The following is an 11,846-nucleotide window of genomic DNA, read 5'->3' as shown; positions in this document are numbered from 1 at the left end:
TTAGTCTAAAACGGATTTTTATGGTGGAATTAAGTGTGAGACGTTTGAGTTAGAAATGAGGTCTACTATGACAAAACATAAACACCTTACCCTTTCAGACCGCAATGATATCCAACTGGGCTTAGAGCGCGGTGAAACCTTCAAAGCTATCGGGCAACTTATTCTAAAAGACCCAACTACTGTTTCCAAAGAAGTCAAACGAAACAGACAAGTCCGAGAGTCTACATGCCATAACCTTCCTTGCCCTTTACTAGACAAAGCTACCTTTGTCTGTAATGGCTGTCCTAAAAGAAGACAAAATTGTGGCTATAAGAAGATCTTCTACCTCGCTAAACAAGCTCAAAAACAATACGAACAAACTCTTGTCGAAGCTCGTGAAGGAACTCCCCTCAATTCCAAGACCTTCTGGAAAATGGACAAAGTCATTTCTGATGGAGTTAAAAAGGGACAACACATCTATCATATCCTCAAAACTTACAATCTTGATGTCAGCTCCTCAACCGTCTATCGACACATCCGAAAAGGGTACCTATCTATCGCTCCGATTGACCTAGCCAGAGCCGTTAAATTCAAAGAAAGACGGAAAAGTAAGCTACCTTCCATCCCTAAAGAAGCGAAAAAGGCCGTTCCTATGAGGATTTCCAAAACTATTTAGCCCTTAATCAACTAGACTCTTGGCTAGAAATGGATACAGTTCTGGGGAGGATGGGAGGGAAAGTCCTACTCACCTTCAATCTCTCTTTCTGTAACTTTATCTTCGCTAGACTTCTGGATAATAAAACTGCCCTTGAAGTTACCAAACACCTCTATGCCATCAAGAACACTCTTCACCAAGCTGGCAAAGATTTCTTCCAACTCTTCCCCGTCATTCTTACCGATAATGGTGGAGAGTTTGCCAGGGTTGATGACATCGAAATGGATGTGCGAGGAGAGAGTAAACTCTTCTTTTGTGACCCTAATCGCTCTGACCAGAAAGGCAGAATCGAGAAAAATCACACGCTGATTCGCGACATTCTACCTAAAGGAACTTCCTTTGACAACTTAACTCAAGAGGATATTAATCTCGTTTGTTCGCATGTCAACAGTGTCAAACGTGCTGCTTTGAATGAAAAGTCAGCCTATGAACTCTTTGCCTTTACCTATGGAGAAGAGATTCCTAAGCTTCTCGGCATTTCTAAAATACCTGCAGAAGACGTCTGTCAGTCTTCTAAATTACTCCAACATAAGTTCTAAAAATTAATCTTTAACCACATTCAAACGTCTCACACTAACTTCCACCATAGCGGAACTTAATCTGAAACGCTTTCAGATGAGGAGATTTTGTGCGCTCTTTTTTTCTATTCATTTTGGCTACAAAAGCTATAAAATCAAGCATAATTAAAACCAGTGGAACTTACCCTGATACGGAATTCCACTGGTTTTTAGAATTTTTATCAGACTAACTTCCACTTGGATTAGCGGTGGAAGTTAGTTTGAGAAGTTAGCAGTTTCTTTTTTAAACTGTAAATCAAGGAATCCCTTACTATTCATATCGTAGCGATTCTACAGGATCCATTTTACTAATTTTACGTGCTGGGAAGTAAGCTGATACATAACCAAGTAGTAGAGCGAAAGCTAGAGTTCCTAAAACAGATAACAAATTTAATTCAAAAACCTTAGTGATGGATGGGTAAAAGTGACTTACAATCGCATTCGCCAAACTTCCCACCCCTTGTGCAACCGAAAATGCCAGCAGCAAGGCGATTCCTACAATCCAGATAGCCTCGTAAATAAAAATTCCTTTGACATCACGATTTTGATAACCAACTGCCTTCATGACACCTATTTCCTTAGAACGTTGCATGATATTGATGTAAATAATGATACCAATCATGACCGCTGCTACCACAATAGCTTGTGATGAAAGTACAATCAACAATCCCTGAATGACACGAATAAAAGTAATCACAATATCAAGAACCTTCTGTTGAGAAAGAACAGTATACTTCTTGTTTTTCTGCAATTCTTCTGTTATCGCTTTTGTTTGTGATGGATCTTTGAGTTCCAAGATAAAATAAGATACAGCTTTTGTAAATCCAGCCTCTTTCAAAATCGTTTCCATTTGATGAGACGGCATGAAACTGTTGCTGTCCTCCAAGTCATCTTCATCATTGATTACACGTACAATCTTTGTTTGAAATTGAGCAATCTTACTAGCTTCGGCAGCATTTTCTACAATGCTGGCTGAGACTGATTTGCCAATAACATCATTAGCTGTCAGATTGTTTCCTGTCTGTTCATTCCAATTTTTTAGTAAACTGCTTGGAATCGTCAAACCCTGTTCATTTGCATCCGTATAGAGGGAACCAGCTAACACTTTGTCCGCCTCATTACTACTAACAGAGATACTTGTATCCTCATAGAGACTCACTACTTGAGCATAAGAAGGCATCGTTTGACTCAGATCCATTTCTTGACCATCTATAGTAATATTTGACATGATCATCCCAAAAGGACTCTCCAAATATTTAATAGCTTCTTTTCCAACTGTATCCGTGATATAGTTCTTATCATCTTGGTTCAAAAAGCCTCGTCCAACATTTTTTGTGTTTAAAGCAATCTGAACTTGAGAAGGGATTTGACCTCCATTCGTATTTTCATCAATCATCGAAATCAATGCATTTCCCAAGCCGAAAGAAATTAAGACTCCTACAAAACCGATTGAGGTTGCTAGCGCAATCAATAGGTTACGCCACTTTCTTTCCAGAAAGTTATTTAAAGAAAGTTTGAATTTGTTTTTCAATGATAATCCTTTATTTTTTGACTTCTTCAACGACTTCACCATCCTTCATTTTGATAATCACATCTGCATATTCGGCAACCTCTGGATTATGGGTTACAATCAGTACTGTTTTCCCTGTTTGGGCTAATTTTTTAAACACTTCCAATACCATTTCTTGGGATTGAGAATCCAGCGAACCCGTTGGCTCATCTGCTACAATCATATCAGGCTGATTCACCAAAGCACGCGCGATTGCTACGCGTTGCTTTTGCCCACCAGAAAGCTGTTTAACATTTTTAGCCATAAAAGGCTCCATGCCCAAGTTACTTAATTGCTCCTTTGCAATCATTGTCATCTCCCTGTCAGATAAATCTTTGACATAGAGAGGTAGCTTGACATTGTCCAAGACAGACTGATGAGGAATGAGGTTAAAGTTTTGAAACACAAATCCAATCTTATCTTTACGAAATCGAGTTAGTTCAATCTCTGATAAGTCACGGAGAGATTCCCCTTTAAATTCTAAAACTCCTTCATATTGTCTGTCTAAACCGCTAATGATGTTTAGTAGACTGGTTTTGCCACAGCCTGACGGCCCGTAAATCGCTGTAATTTTACCTTTTGCAATCTGCAGGTTTATATTCTTTAAAGCCTGCTCTTGATGTTTACCGTCCAAAGTGTAAAACTTTGAAATATTTTTAATGGATAAAATGGACATTCTTTCCCCCTTGTTTAAAACTGTTGTCGTCATACATCACACTTATAGAAAATCCTTCAAGTTGATTGACCCTATAGGCCTACTACTTAGAATTTTCTCTCTATTGCCTAGTTTGCTTCTGGATGTATATCAAGTAATACTCTTCGAAAATCAAATTCAAACCACGTCAACGTCGCCTTGCCGTACTCAAGTACAGCCTGCGGCTAGTTTCCTACTTTGCTCTTTGATTTTCATTGAGTATAAAATTCATTGTAACAAAAAAGCGGCATTCCCTCAATGACAGAAATGTCACTCCTATAAAGCATTTAACAATACCTTTCTAAGTCTTGGCTCCATTCATTATCTAAACTAACGATTAACTTCTCATTGCCAAACATCCTCGCCATCATTTTTGCTTCTTCATACTTTTGTTTTGCCGTATCATAATCAGTCTGAAGATAATATTTCCACTCCACCATCAAGACAATCGGTTGCTTTTGAAAATCTCGTGTTTTTTCAGAAATCCAATTCAGTTTTTCCACAGCTAACTTAAATAACTCTAAGTCATTCAATAATTCACAACTTCCCAGCCCTGCAAATAATACATCACGAACAAGAAATAAATCATCTGTACCGCTATTTTCTACGTTATTACACACTTTTTGAAACATTAATTGAAGTTTCTGCTGTTCGCTAATAGATAACTGTCCTTTTTTTATATTTTCTAAATAACTACACAAAAAATACAATCTAATTTTTAAAAGGTCTAAAAAGGAAAATTCTCTTTGATTCCATAGTTCCTCAAAAGATTCATCTAAAAGTGCTATTCCATACTGTTCATTATCCGTCGCTCTCACTTCATCTATAGCTTGAAGACAATCCACTAGCACTTTCTCATCACGTGGCAAATCATCATAAAAATTCTCAAAAATCTCATCGAAATATTCTTCCTTTTGTTCCTGCAACTCCTTGTCTCCGTAGTCAGGGTGATGTAAAAGAAAGTACTTTAATTCTTGGTAACGCTTCGGCAATTCCTTATAATCTGGCATCAAGGCATAGGACGGAATTTCTAATCTATCCGCAATATATTCTAGGGTTTTTATCGTCGGGCGAAACTCTCCTTTTTCTATCCGCACCAACTGACGCACTGATAATTCAGACTCATCCCCGCAAAAAACTGGACGACTAAGTCCTTTCTCCTCTCTTAAAAGTCGCACTTTATCCCCTAACTCATTTATCTTGTTCATTTGCCCCTCGCATGATTATTAAAGATTTGATTTTCAAATAAATATATGCGATGATTATACCATTTTTCAAATAGAATTACAAAAAAAGAGACAGGATTTCTCCTGCCTCTAGGCTGATAACAATTATTTACGGCGTCCTGGTCTTTCTTTGTAGCCATAGTAAGAATCTTCGATGATTTCTTGCATATGGTCAACCATTGGAAGACGTGGGTTAGCTGGCGAACATTGATCTTCATAAGCAAGGAAGGCCAATTCACGAGAATGTTCTTTCCATTCTTTTTCATCAATTCCTTGTGCTTTGAAGTTCATTTGGATACCTACGCGCTCACCAAGTTCGTAAACAGCTTTTGCATAAGATTCCACACCTTCTTCTGGAGTAGAAGCTGGAAGTCCAAGCATGCGTGCGATATCTTGGTATTTTTCATCTGCACGGTAGTAGTTATACTTAGGCCATGTTGCTGTCTTAGCTGGACGTGTACCGTTATAGCGGATGACGTATGGAAGCAAGATTGCATTTGTACGACCGTGGATTGTGTGGAATTGCGCACCAATCTTATGAGCCATTGAGTGAGAAATACCTAGAAAGGCATTGGCAAAGGCCATACCAGCGATTGTTGAAGCGTTATGCATTTTCTCACGTGAGTGGAAGTCTGCGTTCTTAACTGAGCTTTCAAGGTTTTCGAATACAAGTTTGATGGCTTGAAGCGCAAGACCGTCAGTGTAGTCGCTAGCCATTTGTGATACGTAAGCTTCAGTCGCGTGGGTCAATACGTCCATACCAGTATCCGCAGCAACAAATCCAGGAACTGTCAATACCAAAGCAGGGTCTACGATTGCCACAGTTGGTGTCAATGAGTAGTCGGCGATTGGGTATTTACGGTTATTTGCTTTATCAGAGATAACGGCAAATGGTGTTACTTCAGATCCTGTACCAGATGTAGTTGGAATCGCGATGAATTTAGTCTTCTTACCAAGCAATGGGAACTTGAAGGCACGTTTACGGATATCCATGAATTTTTGGACAAGGTCACGGAAGTCCACTTCTGGTTGTTCGTAGAAGAGCCACATTACTTTAGCAGCATCCATTGGAGATCCACCACCGAGAGCGATGATTGTATCTGGTTTAAAGGCACGCATAATCTCAGTACCACGGTTTACAGTTGTGATATCTGGATCTGGTTCTACATCAGCAAAGATTTGGTAAACAACCTTATTGCGACGAAGATCAAGTTGTTCGATGATACGATCAAGGAAACCAAGCTCTACCATGGCATGGTCAGTAACGATCATGACACGTTCAACGTCACGACATTTTTGAAGGTATTGAATTGAATCACGTTCAAAGTATGTTTTTGAAGGAAGTTTCATCCATTGCATGTTATTTCTCCGTCTTCCGACTTTTTTGATATTCAAGAGGTTAATGGCACTAACGTTATCCCCAACTGAGTTGCGTCCGTAAGAACCACATCCGAGTGTCAATGATGGCAAGAAGGCATTGTAAACGTCTCCGATACCACCGAAAGTAGAAGGTGAGTTACAGATAACACGAATAGCTTTAACAGCTTTACCAAATTCTTTAGTCAATTCTTCATCAGCTGTGTGGATGGCTGCTGAGTGTCCAAGACCGTTAAATTCAACCATTTGACGAGCCTTAGTAATACCATCTTCACGGCTTTCAGATTTCAAAACTGCGATAACTGGTGACAATTTTTCACGAGTCAATGGCTCGTTTTCACCAACTTCTTTACATTCAGCAGCAAGAATGTTTGTTCCTTCTGGAACTGTAAATCCTGCTTGTTCTGCAATCCAAGTTGCTGGTTTACCAACGATGTCAGCGTTCAATTTTGCACCAGCACAGTTTTTGCTGTTTGCTTTCACGCCGAAACAGAATTCTTCAAGAAGAGCTTTTTCTTTTTTGTTTACAAAGTAAGTGTGATAAGATTTGAACTCTGCTACAAATTCATCGTAAATTTCTTTATCAATGATAACCGCTTGCTCTGAGGCACAGACCATACCGTTATCAAATGATTTAGACATGACGATATCGTGTGCTGCTTGACGGATGTTTGCTGATTTTTCAACATAAGCTGGAACGTTTCCGGCACCTACTCCAAGAGCTGGTTTACCACATGAGTATGCAGCTTTAACCATGGCATTACCACCTGTTGCAAGGATTGTAGCAATACCTTCGTGGTTCATAAGCGCACTAGTTGCTTCCATAGATGGTTCAGTAATCCACTGTACACAGTTTTCAGGCGCTCCTGCTTTAATCGCAGCATCACGAACGATTTGAGCTGCGTGAGCTGATGATTCTTGAGCTGATGGGTGGAAGGCAAATACGATTGGATTACGTGTCTTCAATGAAATCAATGATTTGAAGATTGCTGTTGATGTTGGGTTTGTTGTAGGAGTGATACCACAAACAACACCAACTGGTTCAGCTATAAGAGTCAAACCTGTCACATCGTCTTCTTCGATAACGCCAACTGTTTTAGTGTGGCGCATGTTGTTTACTACGTGTTCACAAGCAAACAAGTTCTTAGTTGCTTTGTCTTCAAATACACCACGTCCTGTTTCTTCAAAGGCATGTAATGCCAATTCTCCGTGGGCATCCAAAGCTGCCACTGACGCTTTAGCTACGATGTAGTCAACCTGCTCTTGATCCAACTTACGCATTTCTTCAAGAGCAACTAGAGCTTTTTGCACCAATCCATCGACATGCTTTTCAGCAGCGAGTTTCTTTTCCTCTGGTGTCACAGTTTTTTTATCAGCCATATTTTCCTCCATAGCTATCAAGGATTGATATCCTTTGTTAATTTTTTCACAAGTTTATTATATCGCATTATTTCAACTTTGTAAACAGTTTCATAAACATTTCACAAAGAATTTTTAGTTCCTTGTGAAATGTTTGTCATTTTCTTTTCTTAGCAAGCTTTTTCTTTAAAGTTTGTGAAATTTATTTCAAATATTTTTTTATTTCACAAACTTGCTTGGAAGAGGAACTTGGAAAGAAAGGGATTTACAGGTAAGCGCTTACTTAAACATTCTAACAATACCTCCTTTGATAAGGAGGCTTTATTTTTGTTGAAAAACGCCTTGTTTAAAAGTTCCTTCATAAACAACTTCTTGTTCTGTTGTTAGCTTTCCTTTTCCTTCAGCCTGACCATTTACAAAATCACCTTCGTAGGTCCAGCCTTCTTTGGATTGAAAGGTGCCTTTTCCGTTGAAGGCTCCATTGTTGAAACCACCTGTATATTGGTCTCCATTTTGGAAGGTAATGGTACCTTGGCCATTCATTTTACCACGGACAAGACTGCCGTCGTAAACAATCGTTCCATTATCGAGTTTTAGAACACCTTTTCCGGGAATATTTAGAAAAAAGACGAGTACAGCACAGAAAACAATGGCAACTACTGCTAAAAGCTCTAAACGTGGACGAGTCAGATACACTCGATACTTTTCGTAAAAATTCTTAAGACTTTCCACCTTCACTCTCCTTTTCTAAACGTTCTAACCATGCTTGACAACCCTCCTGAACACGCTGATAGGTTTCCTCAAAATCTCCTGTATACCAAGGATCTGGAACACTTTCAGATGCAAATGAGTAAATCTTATCTTGCAAGCCTGCTGGACACATCTGACGTAAGTCAGAAACATTTGAAGCGTCCATTCCTATAATATAATCAAAGGCTTCAAAATCTTCCTTGCTAATCTGAAGCGATGTCTTGTTCTTGTCATAAAGAATCTCATACTGTTGCAAAATTCCCTGAGTGCCCTTATGAATCGGATTACCATGTTCCCAAGAGGAAGTCGCTCGACTTTGGATTTCATAATTATCTGTCATTGATTTCATCACAAACTCGGCCATAGGACTGCGGCAAATATTTCCCAGACAGACAAAGACTAGTTTTTTCATCCCATTTCCTTTCTTTTATAGAAAAACGGGAGTTCGTGATCCCGTCTTATTTTTCAATTGCACCTTCGAGTGAAGCTGTTTCTTTAAGTGGTAATACTGTCTTGATAGCAGCTAGTTCAAAAGTCAAGTAAACCCCATCTACATCAAGAACAATTGTTTTCTTTTCTGTATCTACTTCATCGACTGTTCCATAAAGGCCCCCGATTGTAATAACTTCATAGCCTTTTTGTAATTTATTCAAGCTTTCCATACGCTTTTGTGCTTGTTTCTTTTGAGAGCGTTGCGTAAAGAACATCAAGCCCACCATAGCCACAAGAATGATTAAAAATGTATATTGTGATTCCATTATATTCTCCTTTGTCTTTTACATAGGACTACTATATCAAATTTCAGTTACTTTTACAAGATTGTACCTTACTTTTCTAGTAAGAAAAAAACAGAGCTTGCGCCCTGATTTTTAGGATTATTTCAAGTTTTGAACGACTTTTACAAGATTTTCTACAGTAAAGCCATATTCTACCAATACTTTTGGTGCTGGAGCAGAGGCTCCGAAGGTATCAATACCGAGAACGGCACCATCGAGACCAACGTATTTGTACCAGTTTTGAGTTGCACCCATTTCGACTGCAACACGACGGCGAACTGCATTTGGAAGAATTTCTTCCTTGTAAGCTACATCTTGTTTATCAAAGACATCTGTAGATGGCATGCTGACTACGCGGACTTTTGCTCCTTGACTAGCCAATTCTTTGGCAGCTGAGACAGCAAGATTGACCTCTGAACCTGTCGCAATCAAGATGGTATCAAAGTCTGCTGCATTTTCATAGACAACATAGGCACCTTTTGCAACTTTATCAAAGTCTGTTCCTTCTTCAACAGTCAAGTTTTGACGTGTCAAGACAAGAGCAGTTGGTGTTTTCTCACTTGTCACTGCAAGGTACCAAGCTGCTTGAGTTTCACGCGCATCTGCTGGACGGAAAACATTTAGATTTGGCATAGCACGAAGACCTGCTAAGTGCTCAACTGGTTCGTGCGTTGGGCCATCTTCCCCTACCGCAATAGAATCGTGGGTAAAGACATAAGTCACAGGAAGACCTTGCAAAGCTGACAAGCGAACAGCTGCCTTCACATAGTCAGAGAAGACGAAGAAAGTTCCACCGTATACACGAAGTCCACCGTGAAGAGCCATCCCGTTCAAGATCGTTCCCATTGCAAATTCACGAACACCAAACTGAATGTTACGGTTCAAGCGATTAGCATCGTCTTGAAGTCCATCTGTTTTAATGTAAGTCATGTTTGAGTGAGCTAGGTCAGCTGATCCACCTAGGAAGGTTGGTAACTTAGTTGCCACAACGTTCAAAGCATCCTGACTCGAGTTACGAGTTGCTTGAGAGAAACCATTTTCTAAAGCTGGGAAGTCTGCTGGAGTCACTTCAACTGGATCACGTCCATCAATAATGGCTTCTACTTCTGCAGCCAATTCTGGGTGAGCTTCTTTATAATCAGCAACTAATTTTGTCCAAGCTTCATAAGCTGATGCGCCACGGTCTGCAACATGTTCTTTGAAATCAGCATATACTTGTTCTGGGATTTCAAATGGTTCATAGTCCCAACCGAGAGCTTGACGAGTAGCTGCAGTTTCATCTGCTCCAAGAGGAGCACCGTGTACAGCATTAGTTCCTTGTTTGTTTGGAGAACCGTATCCAATGACCGTTTTCACTTCAATCAAAGATGGCTTGCCTGAAGCTTTTGCTGTTTCGATAGCTGCATGGATGGCTTCCAAGTCTGTTCCATCTTCAACCAAGGCAGTGTGCCAACCGTAGGCATTGTAACGGTCACGAACACTTTCTGTAAAGGAATCCTTTGTCTCACCATCCAAGTTGATATCATTTGAATCATAAAGAACAACCAACTTGTCTAGTTTTTGTAAGCCTGCGTATGAAGCAGCCTCACTTGAAACACCTTCCATCAAATCTCCGTCTCCACAAATAACGTAAGTATAGTGGTCAAAGATATTGTAGCCTTCACGGTTATATTTGGCTGCCAAGAAACGTTCTGCCTGGGCAAAACCAGTAGCAGTTGAAATCCCTTGCCCTAGAGGACCTGTCGTAGCATCAATCCCTGCCGTATGACCAAATTCTGGGTGACCTGGTGTTTTTGAACCCCACTGACGGAAGCTCTTAATCTCATCCATGCTGACATCTTCAAAACCAGAAAGGTGAAGAAGGGCATATAGAAGCATTGAACCATGACCTGCTGAAAGAATAAAGCGGTCGCGGTTAATCCAGTTTGGTTGAGCTGGATTGATACGAAGTTGTTTTGTAAAGAGGCTGTAAGCCATCGGAGCCGCTCCCATAACCACACCTGGGTGACCTGAGTTGGCTTTGTTGATAGCGTCAATACCTAGGAAACGAATTGCATTAACAGATAGATTTGACATAGAATTTCCTTTCTATTTGAGGTGATTATTGAATCACACATTCTATTTTACTATTATATGAAAAAATACATAGAATAGCAATTAAACAATTCGACGCTAGATAAGTCATCTATTTTCTACCCTCTAGTCGCTTGATAATAGGGAAGTAAGCGTTCATAAATTTCTTCTAATTTTTCTAAAATCACTTCTAATGATTGATTTTCTATGATAGAAACATCTGATTTAACTAACACTTTTCGGATTTCTTGGCTGCCTATCTTCTCGACTAAAGTACGACGATTTTCTTCGTTCGCCTCCCACCGTTGACTTTGACCATCGGAGTAGGCTAGATAATAAATCCCTTCTACAACTGGAGCTTCTAATACCTTGGTTTGTTTCTCCAAAGTTTGCTCATCTTTCTTGCGCTCGATAAAACTAACTTCTAGTGAGACACCAAAATCAGAGGGTACTCCATACAAACGAAGGGCCATCATAGGTTCTGTCACTTTCCCCTCACGCTGTATATAAGCCCAGAAGTGTGGTCGCAAGCGCTGCGCCTGATTCATCCACTGGCTAGTCTGTTGAAGTTGCCATTCTGGATGGCTGGCTTGAAAGGCTTTAGCCAGTTCTGTAAAAGCCTTTCGTGCCTCTTGGCCTTTATGGCGCAATTCCAGCATCTTCTCTCGCTCATCTCCAAACTTATCCGGATTACGATACTGCAAACCAGCAAAGTTCAGATAGTCTCTTATCTTATTCAACATCCGTTTCATCTCCTCTAGCTAGCAAAAAAGGCTCTATAATATTTGTAG

9 protein-coding genes and 1 pseudogene are annotated in these 11,846 nt (G+C 39.9%); 1 reads left to right on the top strand and 9 read right to left on the bottom strand.

Features of this window, described 5'->3' with window-relative positions; all coding sequences use genetic code 11:
- The first annotated feature begins 67 nt into the window (after nt 1-67).
- Nucleotides 68-1,233, top strand: a pseudogene (locus tag HT724_RS09795) (IS30 family transposase).
- A 289-nt stretch (nt 1,234-1,522) separates the two neighbouring features.
- On the opposite strand, the gene HT724_RS09790 reads toward HT724_RS09795, so the two are convergent.
- The 9 genes from HT724_RS09790 to HT724_RS09750 form a co-directional block, all read right to left on the bottom strand.
- Nucleotides 1,523-2,824 carry an ABC transporter permease gene (locus HT724_RS09790; protein WP_173276534.1) on the bottom strand — a complete coding sequence of 434 codons (1,302 nt, stop codon included), beginning with the start codon at nt 2,822-2,824 and terminating at the stop codon, nt 1,523-1,525.
- Complete coding sequence (locus HT724_RS09785; RefSeq protein WP_173276535.1) at nt 2,793-3,476, bottom strand: ABC transporter ATP-binding protein; 684 nt, start codon at nt 3,474-3,476, stop codon at nt 2,793-2,795. Before HT724_RS09785 ends, HT724_RS09790 begins: the two co-directional genes overlap by 32 nt.
- Before the next feature lie 305 nt (nt 3,477-3,781).
- Nucleotides 3,782-4,702 carry an XRE family transcriptional regulator gene (locus HT724_RS09780; protein WP_173276536.1) on the bottom strand — a complete coding sequence of 307 codons (921 nt, stop codon included), beginning with the start codon at nt 4,700-4,702 and terminating at the stop codon, nt 3,782-3,784.
- A gap of 123 nt (nt 4,703-4,825) precedes the next feature.
- Nucleotides 4,826-7,477: a bifunctional acetaldehyde-CoA/alcohol dehydrogenase gene (gene adhE / locus HT724_RS09775; RefSeq protein ID WP_173276537.1), complete on the bottom strand. Its 2,652-nt coding sequence runs from the start codon at nt 7,475-7,477 to the stop codon at nt 4,826-4,828.
- 300 nt (nt 7,478-7,777) lie between these two features.
- Nucleotides 7,778-8,188: a hypothetical protein gene (locus tag HT724_RS09770; RefSeq protein ID WP_173276538.1), complete on the bottom strand. Its 411-nt coding sequence runs from the start codon at nt 8,186-8,188 to the stop codon at nt 7,778-7,780.
- Nucleotides 8,175-8,618, bottom strand: a complete 444-nt coding sequence (locus HT724_RS09765; RefSeq protein ID WP_173276539.1) for a low molecular weight protein-tyrosine-phosphatase — start codon at nt 8,616-8,618, stop codon at nt 8,175-8,177. The genes HT724_RS09770 and HT724_RS09765 overlap by 14 nt, the downstream gene beginning before the upstream one ends.
- Before the next feature lie 46 nt (nt 8,619-8,664).
- Nucleotides 8,665-8,964 carry a preprotein translocase subunit YajC gene (yajC, locus tag HT724_RS09760; protein ID WP_000445810.1) on the bottom strand — a complete coding sequence of 100 codons (300 nt, stop codon included), beginning with the start codon at nt 8,962-8,964 and terminating at the stop codon, nt 8,665-8,667.
- 117 nt (nt 8,965-9,081) lie between these two features.
- Nucleotides 9,082-11,058 (bottom strand): transketolase, encoded by a 1,977-nt coding sequence (tkt, locus tag HT724_RS09755; RefSeq protein ID WP_000067883.1) that lies wholly within the window; start codon nt 11,056-11,058, stop codon nt 9,082-9,084.
- A gap of 116 nt (nt 11,059-11,174) precedes the next feature.
- A complete protein-coding gene (locus HT724_RS09750; RefSeq protein ID WP_173276540.1) occupies nt 11,175-11,798 on the bottom strand; it encodes a ribonuclease P in 624 nt (207 codons plus the stop codon).
- Nucleotides 11,799-11,846: the final 48 nt, after the last annotated feature.

Source organism: Streptococcus sp. k-402 (assembly GCF_013277515.1).
Classification (GTDB): Bacteria; Bacillota; Bacilli; order Lactobacillales; family Streptococcaceae; genus Streptococcus.
This window is presented reverse-complemented; position numbering and strand designations above follow the sequence as displayed.